General features: G+C 75.4%; 15 protein-coding genes. 8 read left to right on the top strand and 7 right to left on the bottom strand.

Features of this window, described 5'->3' with window-relative positions; genetic code table 11:
* Positions 1-106 precede the first annotated feature (106 nt).
* Positions 107-1051: a hypothetical protein gene (locus ACQ614_RS34035; RefSeq protein WP_431682964.1), complete on the top strand. Its 945-nt coding sequence runs from the start codon at positions 107-109 to the stop codon at positions 1049-1051.
* An 18-nt stretch (positions 1052-1069) separates the two neighbouring features.
* Here the strand turns inward: ACQ614_RS34035 and ACQ614_RS34030 are convergent, their stop codons facing one another.
* The 5 genes from ACQ614_RS34030 to ACQ614_RS34010 form a co-directional block, all read right to left on the bottom strand.
* On the bottom strand, positions 1070-2182 hold the full coding sequence (locus ACQ614_RS34030) for an AI-2E family transporter (protein ID WP_431682962.1): 1113 nt from the start codon (positions 2180-2182) through the stop codon (positions 1070-1072).
* A 173-nt stretch (positions 2183-2355) separates the two neighbouring features.
* On the bottom strand, positions 2356-3465 hold the full coding sequence (locus ACQ614_RS34025; protein WP_431682960.1) for a winged helix DNA-binding domain-containing protein: 1110 nt from the start codon (positions 3463-3465) through the stop codon (positions 2356-2358).
* The gene (locus tag ACQ614_RS34020) at positions 3462-4160 is read right to left on the bottom strand and encodes a glycerophosphodiester phosphodiesterase (RefSeq protein WP_431682958.1); all 699 of its coding nucleotides are present in this window, start codon (positions 4158-4160) and stop codon (positions 3462-3464) included. Before ACQ614_RS34020 ends, ACQ614_RS34025 begins: the two co-directional genes overlap by 4 nt.
* A 77-nt stretch (positions 4161-4237) precedes the next feature.
* The gene (locus ACQ614_RS34015; protein WP_363493457.1) at positions 4238-4654 is read right to left on the bottom strand and encodes a TOBE domain-containing protein; all 417 of its coding nucleotides are present in this window, start codon (positions 4652-4654) and stop codon (positions 4238-4240) included.
* Positions 4655-4789: 135 nt separating this feature from the next.
* Positions 4790-5989 carry an ROK family transcriptional regulator gene (locus tag ACQ614_RS34010; protein WP_431682955.1) on the bottom strand — a complete coding sequence of 400 codons (1200 nt, stop codon included), beginning with the start codon at positions 5987-5989 and terminating at the stop codon, positions 4790-4792.
* Between the two features lie 90 nt (positions 5990-6079).
* On the opposite strand from ACQ614_RS34010, the gene ACQ614_RS34005 reads away from it, so the two are divergent.
* The 3 genes from ACQ614_RS34005 to ACQ614_RS33995 all read left to right on the top strand — a co-directional run bounded on the left by ACQ614_RS34005 (position 6080) and on the right by ACQ614_RS33995 (position 8826).
* Positions 6080-7270 carry an MFS transporter gene (locus tag ACQ614_RS34005; protein ID WP_431682953.1) on the top strand — a complete coding sequence of 397 codons (1191 nt, stop codon included), beginning with the start codon at positions 6080-6082 and terminating at the stop codon, positions 7268-7270.
* A gap of 89 nt (positions 7271-7359) precedes the next feature.
* Positions 7360-7698 (top strand): hypothetical protein, encoded by a 339-nt coding sequence (locus ACQ614_RS34000; RefSeq protein WP_431682951.1) that lies wholly within the window; start codon positions 7360-7362, stop codon positions 7696-7698.
* Between the two features lie 99 nt (positions 7699-7797).
* Positions 7798-8826, top strand: coding sequence for a S66 family peptidase (locus tag ACQ614_RS33995; protein WP_431682949.1), 1029 nt, complete (start codon positions 7798-7800; stop codon positions 8824-8826).
* A 19-nt stretch (positions 8827-8845) separates the two neighbouring features.
* On the opposite strand, the gene ACQ614_RS33990 is transcribed toward ACQ614_RS33995, so the two are convergent.
* Both ACQ614_RS33990 and ACQ614_RS33985 read right to left on the bottom strand, forming a co-directional pair.
* Entirely contained in the window at positions 8846-9193 is a 348-nt protein-coding gene (locus ACQ614_RS33990) for a cytochrome P450 (RefSeq protein WP_431682947.1), read from the bottom strand.
* 81 nt (positions 9194-9274) lie between these two features.
* Positions 9275-10222, bottom strand: a complete 948-nt coding sequence (locus ACQ614_RS33985) for a hypothetical protein (RefSeq protein WP_431682946.1) — start codon at positions 10220-10222, stop codon at positions 9275-9277.
* A 267-nt stretch (positions 10223-10489) separates the two neighbouring features.
* Here ACQ614_RS33985 and ACQ614_RS33980 point away from each other — a divergent pair, with 267 nt between their 5' ends.
* From ACQ614_RS33980 to ACQ614_RS33965, 4 genes are all read left to right on the top strand, one after another.
* Positions 10490-11416, top strand: coding sequence for a deoxyribonuclease IV (locus ACQ614_RS33980; RefSeq protein ID WP_431682944.1), 927 nt, complete (start codon positions 10490-10492; stop codon positions 11414-11416).
* Positions 11413-12054 (top strand): TVP38/TMEM64 family protein, encoded by a 642-nt coding sequence (locus tag ACQ614_RS33975; protein ID WP_431682942.1) that lies wholly within the window; start codon positions 11413-11415, stop codon positions 12052-12054. The genes ACQ614_RS33980 and ACQ614_RS33975 overlap by 4 nt, the downstream gene beginning before the upstream one ends.
* Before the next feature lie 89 nt (positions 12055-12143).
* Complete coding sequence (locus tag ACQ614_RS33970; protein WP_431682940.1) at positions 12144-12656, top strand: DinB family protein; 513 nt, start codon at positions 12144-12146, stop codon at positions 12654-12656.
* Positions 12657-12925: 269 nt separating this feature from the next.
* Positions 12926-13321, top strand: coding sequence for a cell division protein SepF (locus tag ACQ614_RS33965; RefSeq protein ID WP_363493441.1), 396 nt, complete (start codon positions 12926-12928; stop codon positions 13319-13321).
* Positions 13322-13378: the final 57 nt, after the last annotated feature.

Below are 13378 nucleotides of genomic sequence, written 5' to 3'. Positions count from 1 at the left end.
CCCTGATCAGGGTGTACACCGAGCAGCCGGATGCCGCACGGAGGGCCCACGAGGGGGTTGTGCGGGCTTTGGTGCGGGCGGCGCCGGTTCGCTAGCCTCCCTGGGCATGCCGATCTTTGGACGACGCCGAAGTACCGCACCGCGCCTGGCTCCTGAGCTCGACGACGCCGACCTCGGGCGGGTCCGGCGGCAGCTCGCCGGGCCGCAGCTGGGCGGCCAGCTGGACCTGTCGGCCGGCCTGGTGGAGCAGGTGCTGCGGGACGCCGGGACGGACTGGGACCGGCGCACCCACCGGCTGGGGGTGCTCGCCCAGGTGGCCACCCCGGCGCTGGCCAGGGTGTGGCGGCGGCAGCGGCCCCAGGAGCCGGATGCCCTGGTGCTGCACGCCTGGGTGGACGTGGCGCAGGCCCGCCTCGCGGGCGCGCTGGAGGACCCGCAGGGCACGGTGGACCGCTGCCGGCGGGCGGCCGAACTGCGGCCGGAGGACCCGACACCGTGGGTGGCGCTGCTGGCGGTGCACCGGATGCTGCGCCGCCCGGAGCAGGAGATGTACCCGCTGTGCCGGGAGATCGGCGCCCGGGACGCCTGGAACCGCACCGCGCACCTGGAGATGCTGCGCTACCTGTCGCCGGAGGAGTGCGGTTCGCACGGGCAGGTGCTGGACTTCGTGGCGGCCGTCCGGGACGCGGCGCCGCCGGGCTCCCCGGTGGCGGGCCTGGAACTGGCGATGCTGACGGACCGCTACCGCTCGGCGCTGGCCGCGGGCGGAGTGACGGCGCTGGGCGCCCGCCGGCGGTGGAGCCTGCCGGACGCGGAGGCGGCGCTGGCGCGGGCACTGGCCGACTGGCCGGTGCCCGGCTTCCTGCGGCACGCAGCGGCACTCGCGGACCTGAACGTCCTGGCGTACTCGCTGGGGCAGGCCGGCCGGGTGGGCGAGGCGGCGGGGGTGTTCCGGGCGCTGGACGGGGTGGTGACCATCTGGCCGTGGGGGCTGGACGGCGACGCGGTGCAGCAGTTCGCGTTCTGGCAGGACCAGGCGCTGGTGGACTGAGCCCGGGCGGGCCTCGGGTCAGGGCTGCGCGTCCTGCTCCGGCCCTCCCTGCTCCGGACCTTCGCCCCGGGCGGCTCCGGCGGACGCCCGCAGTACGGAGACCACGCCGAGCCCGGCCGCGCAGAGCGGCACGGCCAGCAGGGCGCCCATGATCCCGGCGACGCCGGCCCCGGCCACCACCGCGATCATGATGGTGGCCGGGTGCAGCTCTACGGTGCGGCTCTGGATGAACGGCTGCAGCACGTTGCCCTCGATCGCCTGGACGGCGAGCACCACGCCGAGCACCCACAGCGCCTTGGACAGACCTCCGTCGGCGAGCGCCACCAGGACGGCCACCGTCCCGGAGAGGAAGGCGCCGATGAAGGGGATGTAGGCGCCCATGAAGACCAGGGCGCCCAGCCCGGCGGCCCCGGGGATACCGAGGATCACCAGGCCGACGGTGATGAACACCGCGTCGATCAGGGCGATCAGGGTGGTGCCGCGCATGAAGCCGGCCATCGCCGCGAAGGCCTGCCGGCCGCAGGCGATCACGGTCTCGGCGGTGCGCGGCGGCAGCCAGGACCGGACGGCGCCGGGAGTGCGGTGCCCGTCCCGCAGGAAGAAGAAGACCAGCGCGAGGGTCAGCACGGCGCCGGTGAGCAGCTGGGTGGCCAGTCCGAGGCCGGAGAGCACGCCGTTGGCCAGCGAGTTGACCAGGGAGCTGCCGGAGCCGGAGCTCTGCTCGAGGGCGTACTGGATCTTGGTGCCGATCGGGCCGAGCCAGTCGGCGATCCGGTGGCCGGCCTCGGTGAGGGCGGCGGCGATGTCGGGTGCGCTGTGCACCAGGGAGTTGACCAGCAGGGAGAGGACCCCGCAGACGGCGAGCACCAGGACGGTGCAGGTGAGGCCGGCGGCGGCCCCGCGGCCCATCCCCCGGCGGACCAGCCAGGGCATGACGGGTTCGAGCAGGGAGGTGCCGAGCAGGGCGACGACCACCGGGATGGTGGCCGTCTTCAGGGCGACGGCGGCCCACACCAGCAGGGCGGCCACGGCGACGACCAGGAGGACCGCGGCGGACCAGGCCGCAGCGAGCCGCACCACGGGCGGCAGGGCGGGCGCGGGCCGGTCGTCCTCCTGGGGCTCGGCAGGCATCGCACCTCCGGGTCGACGGTCCATCCGGTCCGTCCATATCAGCACACATGGACCCGCTGAAGGGCGCGGGGAACTGCGCGATTCGGAGGCGGGTCCTCGTACAGATCAGGGCTCGGCCGGTTCCCCAGTGATGCCCGCACCCGAATTGCGCAGTGCCCCGCGCCCCTGGGTGGCTACCCTTCGGTCGACAGTACGACGCGGCCGGTGTCGTGGCCGGCGAAGGCCAGCACGCGGGCGCCCTCGGCCTCGGCGCCCTGGCGTGCGGCGCGGGGCAGCGGCGCGAACGGACGGACCGTCAGCACACCCTCCTCCGCCTTCCAGCTGCCCGCCACCAGGCCGTCCACCAGGACGGTGCCGAGCACGATCCCGTTGACCGTCATCACCCGGCTGCGGTACTCCTCCGGCAGCACCCGGGTGCGGTCGGCGTGCGAGAGCAGCAGGTTGTCGAACGGGGCGAGCAGCCGTACCGGCGCGGGCACCGACTCCTCGGGGCGCGGCGCGTCCGGCAGGTCGTACAGGGTGCGGCCGTGCTCGTCGCGGAGCTTGACCAGGCGGTCGCCGAGCCGGGTCAGCACGGGGCCGAGCCGGGTGAGGCCGGACCACTTCTGCACGTCCGCCGCGGTCGCCGGGCCGAACGCGGCGAGGTAGCGCAGCACCAGGCCGTCCAGGTCGGGTGCCGCCTCCAGCGGACGGCCCAGCCAGTGCTCGGCGGTGGTGTGCGCGGCCGGCCCGCCGCGGCCCCACAGACCGCGCGGCGGCACCTGGACGAGCGGCAGTGCGCAGCGGGCGGCCTGGGCGAGTGCGGCGGGCTCGCTGGCCGGGTAGGCCGGGGCGAGCAGCGGGCCGAGCTGCTGGAAGGTGCGCGGTTCGGCCTCGACCAGTGCCCTGGCCCGGTCGCCCAGCGCGGCGAGGTCGCCGGCCGGGTCGGTGAGGTCGAGGTCGGGCAGCCGGGCCGCGTAGGTGGTGCGCAGCTGGCGGTCGAGGAGGGGCTGGAGCAGCGGACGGAGCGTCAGGCAGTCCTCGGCGGTGACCAGGTGGATGGTGCCGCGCTGCAGCGCGATCCGGACGGCCTCGCGGCGTTCCAGCAGGCCGGTGAGCTGCTCGGGGCGGAAGTCCTCGATCCGGCCGAGCAGCCCGAGGTAGGGGGGTTCGGGGGCGGCCTGGGCCTGCAGGCCGACCAGGTGGCGGACCATGGCGGCGGCGTCGAGGGTGCTGCGCTCCAGCAGGTGCTGACGGGCCAGCAGGGCGCGGCCGAGGGCCCGGGCGGTCAGCGGGGCGGTCATGTGTCGAGCACCCGGCGCAGCAGGTCGATGCGGTTGCTGGTGAGGGAGTCGACGCCGGCCTCCAGCATCCGGCGCATGGTGCGGCGGAGGTCGACCGTCCAGGTGGAGACCAGGAGTCCGGCGTCGTGGGCGGCGCCGACGAGGCGGGGCTCGACCATGCCGAACGGCGGGTTGAACCAGTGCGGCCGCAGGTCGTCGAGGAGCGGCCGGCCGGGCAGCCTCGGCTGGCGCCAGGTCAGGGCGAGTTCGGCGTCCGGGTCGAGGGCTCGGACGGCGAGCATGGCGGAGGCGGGCCCGCACCAGGCGACGCGGTGTTCGGCGCCGAGGTCGGCGACGGCGCGGTGGGCGGCGGCGGCCGGGCCGGGCTCGTCCAGGTCGATCATCAGCCGGGTGTGCGGCGATTCGGCGACGGCCTTGAGCGCTTCGGTGAGGGTGGGCACGCGCGGGCCGCCGGGCTCGCCGACCTCGGCGAGGTCGTCGAGGGTGAGCCGGTTCAGCGGACGGGGGTCGCCCCAGAGCCGTTCCAGGGTCGGGTCGTGCAGCAGGACGGGCACGCCGTCGCGGGTCAGCCGCACGTCCACCTCGACGGCGTCGGCGCCGGCTGCGACGGCGGACTCGACGGAGCGCAGCGTGTTCTCGCGGTGGCGGTAGGGGTCGCCGCGGTGGGCGACGGCGAGCACGGGCGGGCGGCTCATGGGGGCGGGGCGTCCTTCCTCGACTTCCTCGGGCGTGGGCGGGTCGGCTCGGCGGGCCTCTGCGGGCGGGTGCCGGGTCAGCGGCGTTCGACGACCACGTTGGTGGACTTGATGACGGCCGTGGCGGGCGCGCCGGGCACCAGGGCGAGTTCCTCGGCGGACTCCCGGCTGATCAGCGAGACCACCCGGAACGGGCCGGCCTGGATCTCCACCTGGGCGGCGACGTCGCCGAGCACCACGTCGGTGACGATGCCGGGGAAGCGGTTGCGGGCGGAGGAGGGGCGCCCCTCGGCCTCGGCGTTCTCGGGCTTGGCGAGTTCGCGGGCGAAGGCGGCGAGCCGGTCGCCGGGGATGATCCGGTGGCCGTGGTCGTCCCTGGTGGCGGCGAGCCGGCCGGCGTCGACCCAGCGCCGCATGGTGTCGGCGCTGACGCCGAGCATCGCCGCGGCCTCGCCGATGCGGTACGGGTGGACCGGCCGGTCGGGCTGGGCCATGGGGCTCTCCTGGCGTGTGGTTCGGGCGGGGCGCCGGCGCGGGTGCGGGGTGTGCGTGCGGGTGCACCGGAGTGTCCGCGGCCATCCTGCCCTACCCGCTGTGCGGCGGGCCAAGCGGAGGCGCACGTCCGGATGTCAGCCGCCGCCGAAGAGGTCGCGCCGCGCGGCGTCGCCCGCGGTGAGCACGGCCCCGGCGAGGACGGCGCCGCCGCCCGCGGTGCCGGCCCGGACCTCGGTCTGCAGCGGCACCAGCCTCGCGATCTCCCGCTCGACCCGGCTCGCCAGCCGCGGCCCGCCGGCCCGGCCGATCTCGCCGCCGAGCACCACGCAGCCGGGGTCGATCACCGCGCAGACGGAGGCGGCGCCGAGCGCGATCCGCCGGGCGTACTCGTCGAGGAAGGCGTCGGCGGCCGGCCCCTCGGCGGCGGCGGCCGCCGCGCGGAGCACCTCGGCGCCGGGCGGGACGCTCGCCGGGACGGCGGACGCCTGCGGGACGGGCAGGCCGTGCGCGGCGGCGAGCTCGCAGACGGCCTCGGAGGAGACCAGGGTGTGGAAGCCGCCGGAGCCGCAGCCCCCGCTGCCGTCCGGGAGGCCGGAGCCGTGCACGGGCAGGTAGCCGATCTCGCCGGTGCCGCCGGTGGCGCCGCGGCGCAGCCGTCCGTCGAGGACGACGGAGGCGCCGACGCCGTGGCTGAGCCAGATCAGCACGAAGGTGTCGCGGTCGCGGGCGGCGCCGATGCGGTGTTCGGCGATCCCGGCGAGGTTGACCTCGTTGTCGATGAGGACGTCGGTGTGCGGGTCCTCGCGCAGCGCGGTGATGAGGTCGGTGTGCATGCGGGAGAGCGCGCCGGAGTTGCGGTGCTCGCCGGTGGCGGGGTCGAACAGGCCGGGGGCGCCGATGGCGACGGTGTGCAGGCGCTCGGCGCCGGCCTCGCGGACGGCCCCTTCCAGGGCCAGGACCGTCCGGTCGGCGAGGCTGCCGGGGCCCTCGTTGGGGACCTGGGCGGTGGAGCGGGTGCGGCCGGTGAGGTCGGCCACCACCAGGTCGACGCCGGTGGTGCGGACGTCGACGCCGGCCAGGAAGGCGCGGTCGGCGACCAGGGCGTAGAGGCGGGCGTTCGGCCCGCGGCGCTGCTCGCCGCTCTCGCCGACGACGGCGACCAGGCCGGCGCGCTGCAGGCGTTCGAGCAGGTCGGCGACGGTCGGGCGGGACAGTCCGGTGAGGCCGCGCAGCTCGGTGGCGGTCAGCGGGCCGCCCTCCAGGAGGAGGTCAAGCGCCAGCCGGTCGTTGATGGCCCGGGCGGTGCTGGGCGTCGCCGTGCGCGCGGTGGTCATGGAAGCGCATCCTTCCAGAGGTTTTTATCAGGTTCCCTTCCTGATAGTTTATCGAGCGCATGCTGGACTGAACCGGGAAGGGACGATCGCATGGGAACGGATGAGCACGGCGTACGGCGCGCCAGGGTGGGCATCGCCCTGGTCTTCGCCGTGCACGGGGCGGTGACCGGCACCTTCGCCACCCGCATCCCCTGGCTCCAGGACCACCTCCACCTCGGCCCCGGCGAACTCGGCCTCGCCCTGATCGCCCCCGCCGTCGGCTCCTTCCTCGCCATGCCGCTCGCCGGACGGATCGTGCACCGCTACGGCGAGCGCGCCGCCGTCCGCGGCCTGCTGATGGCCTGGACGCTCGCCCTCGCGCTGCCCGCCCTCGCCCCCAACCTCGCCGTCCTGTGGCTCGCCCTGTTCGTGTACGGCGCCAGCGCCGGCATGTCCGACGTGGCGATGAACGCCCAGGGCGTCGCCGTCGAGGAGCGTCTCGGCCGCTCGGTGATGTCCGGCCTGCACGGCATGTGGTGCGTCGGCGGCCTGGTCGCCTCCGGCTTCGGCGTGCTCGCCGCCCACCGGGGCGTCGACGCCCGCGTGCAGTTCGCCGTCGCCGCCGCCGTCCTCACCACCCTCGCGGTGTTCGTCTGCCGGCCGCTGCTGGACGTCCGACCCGAGCCGGAGCAGGAGGCGCCGCCGCGGTTCGCGCTGCCGCCGCGCTCGGCCCTGGTGATCGGCCTGGTCGGCTTCTGCGCGGTCTTCGCCGAGGGCGCCAGCATGGACTGGGGCGGCGTCTACCTGCGGGACGTCACCGGCGCCTCGGCGGGCACCGCGGCCGCCTGCTACTCCGCCTTCGCCGCCACCATGGCCGCCGCCCGGCTGGCCGGCGACACCGTGGTGGAGCGGCTCGGGCCGGTCCGCACCGTCCGGATCGGCGGCGCCGTCGCCACCCTCGGCGGCCTGCTCGTGGTGTTCGGCGGCACCGCCTGGCTCGCCATCCCCGGCTTCGCCCTGATCGGCATCGGCATCGCCGTCGTCGTCCCGCTCGCCTTCGCCGCGGCCGGCAAGTCCGGCGGCAACGCCAGCCAGGCCATCGCCGGCGTCGCCACCGTCACCTACACCTCCGGCCTGGTCGCCCCGGCGATCGTCGGCGGCATCGCCCAGGCCACCTCGCTCACCGTCTCCTTCGGCGTGGTCACCCTGCTGGCCGCAGCCCTGATCCCCAGCGCCGGCGCCCTGCGCCGCAGGACCACCGCGGACCGCACCCCGCAGCCCGTCCCCGCCCGCATCGACTGACCGGCCGGGACGAACGGGAGGGCGGTGGCGACCCCGGCACGCCACCGCCCTCCCGCACGTACGGCTACGCTGCGGCCGAGGAGGCAGCCATGGGCATCGAACTCGAACTGCACACCGCCCGACCCCCGCGTGCCGGGCGGGACAAGGACCGCAGCACCCTCCTGCAGGGCTCCTACCGGCACGGCGGGGCACTGGCCTCGGCCCTGGCCCGCCTCGACCCGGACAGGTCCGGCCCGCTGGGTCGGGTGGACCCGTACAACGACACCCTCGTCGACGAGCAGCAGGCGCAGGCCGCGCTGCGCGACATCGACGGTCTCCTGGAGCAGTGCAGCGGCGAGGCCGAGCGGGCCGCGGTGCACGACCTGGCCGCCCTGCTGCGGGCCTGCGCCGCCACCCCCGGCAGCCACCTGCTGTTCATCGGCGACTGACGCACGCGGCCGGCTCCTCGGCCCGATCCTCCGTCAGGACGGTGCCGCACCGGCGAATTGGCATGCACGTGGAGAATCCGGCGTGCCATGCTGCCGGGCATGCCGATCCGATACCCCAAGCCCCTGCTCCCCGGCGACCGCGTCGCCGTGACCTCCCCCTCCAGCGGCGTCGACAAGGACCTGCGGGCCCGACTGGACGTGGCCGTCGAGACCGTCGAGGCGCGCGGCTACGAGGTCGTCGTCGGCCGCTGCATGGACGGCTCCGGGCACGTCAGCGCCCCGGCCGCGGAGCGGGCCGCCGAGCTGACGGAGCTGCTGACCGACCCGGCCGTCAGGGCCGTGGTGCCGCCGTGGGGCGGCGAGACCGCCGTCGACCTGCTGCCGCTGCTCGACTGGGACCGCATCCGCGCGGCCGAGCCGACCTGGCTGGTCGGCTTCTCCGACATGTCGACGATCCTCACCCCGCTGACCCTGCTGACCGGCGTCGCCACCCTGCACGGCAACAACCTGATGGACACGCCCTACCTGGTCCCCGACGGCCTCCACTCCTGGCTGGACCTGGTCGCGATGCCCGAGGGAAGCCGCTTCGCCCAGACCCCGCCCGGCCGGTACCGGGCCGACGGCTGGGTCGACTACCGCACCCACCCGGACGTCCGCGAGCTCGTCCTGGACGCCGCCGGCAGCTGGACCAGACTGGACGGCGAGGGCGACGTGGACGTCAGCGGCCGGCTGATCGGCGGCTGCATCGAGACCCTGTGCAACGTGACCGGCACGCCCTACGCCGACGTCCCGGCGTTCGCCCGCGCCCACGCCCCCGAGGGCCTGCTCGTGTACGTGGAGGCCTCCGGCGACGACGCCTACACGATCTGCCGCAACCTGCACGGCATGCGGCTGGCCGGCTTCTTCGACTCCGCCAACGCCGTCCTCGTCGGCCGCACCTCGGCACCCGACAGCCGCACCCTGACCCAGCACGAGGCCGTCCTGGACGCCCTCGGCCCCCTCGGCATCCCCATCGTCGCCGACGTCGAATGCGGCCACGTCCCGCCCTACCTGCCCCTGGTCAACGGAGCCCTCGCCCGGCTCGTCCACACCCCGACCCACCACGAGCTGGTACAGACCCTGGCCTGACCGGCCGCCGCCGCGGCCCTCACACCGTCACGGGCAGGGCGGCCAGGCTGCGGCTGCGCAGCGAACGCCGCCGCACCAGGGTGCCGGGGGCCGCGGCCAGGGCCAGCCGGGGGAACCGCCTCAGCAGTGTGCCGACCGCGATCTCGTTCTCCGTCCGCGCCAGGGCCGCCCCGGGGCAGAAGTGCGGGCCGCGGCCGAAGGCCAGGTGGGGGCTGCCGCGGCGGGCGGGGTCGAAGGTGTCGGGATCGGGGAAGGCCGCGGGGTCGCGGTGGGCGGCGGCCCAGGACAGCCAGATCCGGTCGCCCGCGGGTATCCGGGTGCCGGCGACGGTGACGTCCTCGGTGGGGAAGCGGCGTACGGCGAGCATGGAGGACGAACTCCTCGCAGCCGTCGCAGGTCATCTGCCGGACGACCCGCGGCTCGCGGCGACGCCGCAGCTCTTGCTCGGTCACACCGGTGAGGCGGCTCTCCCAGAGACGCACGGCCTCGTCGGCGCAGAAGAACCCGTCGGAGACCGCCGGTTCGCCGCAGCGTCCGGGGCCCTCGGTGTGGAAGCCGGCAGCCATCGCAGCATGATCGCAGGGTCGGCGCTCACTCCGTCTCCACCTGCCGTGCTGCTGCGTGCGTGCGGAGGGCGGCGGCGAGGGCGGGGACCGTCAGGTGGGGCAGGTGGGGGCGGGCGGCGGCGAGCAGGTCGCGGGCGGTGCGGGTGGGGGGTGGCGTCGGTGAGGAGGGCGAGGCACTCGCGGACGGTGCGGTCCGCGGAGGCGGGGTGGTCGAGGTCCGCGCACAGCAGGGCGGTCTGCAGGGTGTCCAGGGTGCCGCGTGCGCGGGCCTCGTCCAGCAGCCACAGGTAGGCGTCGGCCAGGGCGCCGGCGTTCTGGGGCCGGTCATGGCGCCGCATGCGGAGGGCGGCGAGCATCCGGCGCCACCAGAGTTCGTCGGCGGGCAGTTCGGGCGGCCGGTTCGCCAGCCACCGTTCGCGTCCGGCGGGCGGGGCGGCGGCGAGGTGGTCGGCGGTCTGCTTGAAGGCCCTCACCCGCTCGTGGGCGCAGCGCCAGAGCAGGTGTTCCGGGGTGACGGGCCCGCCGATCCGGTGCACGGTGCCGATCTCCTCGGGCTCCACACCGTAGCCGCCCTCGATGACCAGGACGGACACGCTCGTGCTCGGCTGCCAGTACTCGCGGCAGCCGGGCGAGGCCGCGGGCAGCTCCACCAGCGGCAGGTCGCGGTGCCCGGCCTCGGCCGCCAGGTCGTCGAACGGCAGCAGCCCGGTGAGCGGCCCGTACCGCTCGACCAGGGCCGGCTCGGCCATCGCCCACACCGTGTTCGCCCGGTGCAGTTGCAGGCCGTACGACCAGCCGAGCCACGGCCCGTCCGACCGAGCGGGCGACACCCGCCCCGAGCCGAAGGGCCCGCCGGTGCCGAAAGTGAGGAGCGAGGGAGCGCAGCGACGGAGCGACGACCGTCGGCACCGGGTCAGGAGGGCCCGGAGGCGAGCGGGCGACAATCCGTTCCGGTTGCCAGGACGTCCGCGGCCAGCTCCAGCAGACCCATCACCTTCTCCTCCCCGTGTGACCACCGGCGGCGATTCCAGCGGAGGAGGGCCCGGTTCGGCCACCCGATTTCCGCCTGCGGCACCGCATCGGGCATGCTCGCCGCCATGGACCTCCCCGCGGCCGTGCCCGCGCAGCGCAACCCGGTCGGCGCCCATGTGCCCGTCGCGGGCCGCGGGCTGGCCGGGACCGGGCTCGCCTATGCGGCCGGGGTCGGCGCCGAGGCCGTCCAGGTGTTCGTCGCCAACCCGCGCGGCTGGGCGACCCCGCCCGGCAATCCGCAGCAGGACGAGGTCTTCCGTACGGCCTGCGCGGAGGCCGGCATCCCGGCGTACGTGCACGCCCCCTATCTGATCAACTTCGGTTCGGAGTCGGCCGCCACCCGGGAGCGCTCGGCCGCCTCGCTGCGGCACTCGCTGCACCGGGCGCGGGCGATCGGCGCGCTGGGTGTGGTGGTGCACACCGGCTCGGCGCTCTGCGGGACGCGGGCGCAGGCGCTGGCGCACGTCCGGGCGGGCGTCATGCCGCTGCTCGACGAGCTGGACGCGATGGGCCACCACGCGCCGTGGCTGCTGCTGGAGCCGACCGCCGGCCAGGGCAGCTCGCTGTGCGGGCGGATGGGTGATCTCGCCGACTACGCCGACGTGCTCGACCGCCACCCGCTGCTCGGCGTCTGCCTGGACACCTGCCACGCCTTCGCCGCCGGGCACGACCTCGCCGCCCCCGGCGGCACCGCCGCCATGATGGCGGAGCTCACCGCGGCGGTCGGCCCCGGCCGGCTGCGGCTCATCCATGCCAACGACTCCGAGGACGTGGTCGGCGCCCGCAAGGACCGGCATGCCAACATCGGCGCCGGCCACATCGGCGCAGCGGCTTTCGCGGAACTCCTCGCCCACCCGGACACCGCCGACGTACCGCTGATCATCGAGACGCCCGACGGCCGGCACGACCCGGACCGCGTCGAGGGCGCCCGGCACGCCCGGGACATCGCCCTGCTCAAGGAGCTGCGCGTGCCGGTCGGAGTCCCGGCGTGAGCGCCGCCGGCTCCGCCCGCCTGCGGCTCGTGCTGCTGGTGGTCCTGCTCGCCGCGGCCGCGGGCTCGCTGCTGCTGTGGAGCCCGGCCGCCGCGCTCGGCGGGGGCAGCGGGCCGTGGCGGCTGCCGGTCGCCCTCGCGGTGTACGCGCTGGGCACGCTCGCCTTCGTGCCCAAGCCCGCCCTCAATGCCGCGGCCGGCCTGCTGCTCGGTGTGGCGCAGGGGCTGCCGCTGGCGGTCGCCGGGACGACGCTGGGCGCCGCCGGGGCGTTCCTGCTCGGCCGCACCCTCGCCCGCGACGCGCTGCGCCCGCTGGTGAAGGGGCGGGCCGCCACCGCGCTGGACCGCCGCCTCACCGAGCAGGGCTTCCGCAGCGTGCTGCTGCTGCGGCTGATCCCGGGGGTGCCGTTCCAGGCCGCCAACTACGCCTGTGCGCTGTCCGGCGTGCGGGCCGTCCCGTTCCTCGCCGCCACCGCGATCGGCGTGCTGCCGGGGACGGCCGCGTACGTGGTCGCCGGGGCCAGCGCAGGCTCGCCCACCTCGCCGGCCTTCCTGCTGTCGACCGGCGTGATCGTGCTGCTGACCGCCGGCAGTCTGCTCTCGCTGCGGCGCACCCGCAGGGCCGCCGCCGCGGCCTGACCGGAGGCCCGTCGGGCGACCACCCCTGGGTGTGAACACGCCCGATAATCGGTGGCGGGCGTTCCCGACGCTGCATCAGGATGTGCGGCATGACGACGACCGAACGCATCGATCCGCCCCTCGCCGCCGACGAGACCGCCATGCTCCACGCCTGGCTGGACTTCCACCGCGCCACGCTGCTGCTCAAGACCGAGGGCCTGAGCCACGAGCAACTGCGGGAGCGGTCGGTGCCGCCGTCCTCGCTCAGCCTGCTCGGCCTGGTGCGGCACATGGCCGAGGTGGAGCGGCACTGGTTCCTCGCCATCCTGCAGGGCCAGGAGTTCGAGGAGGGCATCTACTGGTCGAAGGAGGACGAGGACGGCGACTTCAACCAGGTCGACACCGCGGACGTGGAGGCCGACTTCGCCACCTTCCGCACCCAGGTCGAGCTGGCCCGCGCGGCGGCCGCCGGCCTGCCGCCGGAGACGGTGGGCAAGCGCCTGCGCCGCGGCGAGGAGGTCACGCTGCGCTGGATCCTCGTCCACATGATCGAGGAGTACGCGCGGCACAACGGACACGCCGATCTGATCCGGGAGCGGATCGACGGCGCCACGGGGGACTGACGTCGTTACGGCATCGTTGACGGATCGTCAACTTGCCGACGCACCTCCCCCGTATGGTCTACGCGCGGAACCGTCCGACCGCCTGGGGCGTCGCACCGAATGTCGGGATCACCCGACCAGAGGGCGCGCCACGACCCGGACGGCGGTCACGTGCGGGCACCGAACCGGTGATCAGTGCGATACTCGGACAGTTCCAACAAGTGGATGACGTGTCAAAAAGACACGCCCACCCGGGGGACGCGTTCGGGACGGGAGAGGGAGGCGCGGCAATGGGAGCACTTCGCGACGAGCACCACAACGGGTGGCTGATGCCCTCCGGCAGCTACCCCGCTGCGGTCTACGACGACGGATGGGACACCGAGGACACCCTGCCCTCCGTGCCGGCGCCCGCGGCGAAGATCGTCTCGCTGAAGCCGACCGGCTTCGAGGCGGCCCGCACCGTCGGCGAGCACCTGCGCACCGGCACGCCCGTCGTCATGGACCTCAGCGAGATGGACGACCCCGAGGCCAAGCGCATGGTCGACTTCGCCTCCGGCCTGGTCTTCGGCACCCGCGGCGGCATCGAGCGGATCGCCCGCCGGGTCTTCCTGCTCACCCCGGCCGACGTCGAGGTGACGGTGATCGACCGCCCGCTCGACGACAGCGGCTTCTACAACCAGAGCTGACCCACCCCTTCCCCGACCGGGGGCGGCCCCGCCGTCCCCGGTTCTGTGCTGCCCGGA

It is taken from the genome of Kitasatospora dryopteridis (assembly GCF_050749075.1).
Lineage (GTDB): Bacteria > Actinomycetota > Actinomycetes > Streptomycetales > Streptomycetaceae > Kitasatospora.
Note: the sequence above shows the minus strand (reverse complement) of the source record. Positions and strands in the feature narration are given on the sequence as shown.

Bases quoted from the DNA above. Each gene is read 5' to 3' on its own strand.
- ACQ614_RS34020 (WP_431682958.1), bottom strand. From the start codon at position 4,160: ATGAGCCGCCCGCCCGTGCTCGCCGTCGCCCACCGCGGCGACCCCTAC.
- ACQ614_RS34035 (WP_431682964.1), top strand. From the start codon at position 107: ATGCCGATCTTTGGACGACGCCGAAGTACCGCACCGCGCCTGGCTCCT.
- ACQ614_RS33990 (WP_431682947.1), bottom strand. From the start codon at position 9,193: ATGCTCGCCGTACGCCGCTTCCCCACCGAGGACGTCACCGTCGCCGGC.
- ACQ614_RS33965 (WP_363493441.1), top strand. From the start codon at position 12,926: ATGGGAGCACTTCGCGACGAGCACCACAACGGGTGGCTGATGCCCTCC.
- ACQ614_RS34010 (WP_431682955.1), bottom strand. From the start codon at position 5,989: ATGACCACCGCGCGCACGGCGACGCCCAGCACCGCCCGGGCCATCAAC.
- ACQ614_RS34005 (WP_431682953.1), top strand. From the start codon at position 6,080: ATGGGAACGGATGAGCACGGCGTACGGCGCGCCAGGGTGGGCATCGCC.
- ACQ614_RS34025 (WP_431682960.1), bottom strand. From the start codon at position 3,465: ATGACCGCCCCGCTGACCGCCCGGGCCCTCGGCCGCGCCCTGCTGGCC.
- ACQ614_RS34030 (WP_431682962.1), bottom strand. From the start codon at position 2,182: ATGCCTGCCGAGCCCCAGGAGGACGACCGGCCCGCGCCCGCCCTGCCG.
- ACQ614_RS34015 (WP_363493457.1), bottom strand. From the start codon at position 4,654: ATGGCCCAGCCCGACCGGCCGGTCCACCCGTACCGCATCGGCGAGGCC.
- ACQ614_RS34000 (WP_431682951.1), top strand. From the start codon at position 7,360: ATGGGCATCGAACTCGAACTGCACACCGCCCGACCCCCGCGTGCCGGG.
- ACQ614_RS33980 (WP_431682944.1), top strand. From the start codon at position 10,490: ATGGACCTCCCCGCGGCCGTGCCCGCGCAGCGCAACCCGGTCGGCGCC.
- ACQ614_RS33995 (WP_431682949.1), top strand. From the start codon at position 7,798: ATGCCGATCCGATACCCCAAGCCCCTGCTCCCCGGCGACCGCGTCGCC.
- ACQ614_RS33970 (WP_431682940.1), top strand. From the start codon at position 12,144: ATGACGACGACCGAACGCATCGATCCGCCCCTCGCCGCCGACGAGACC.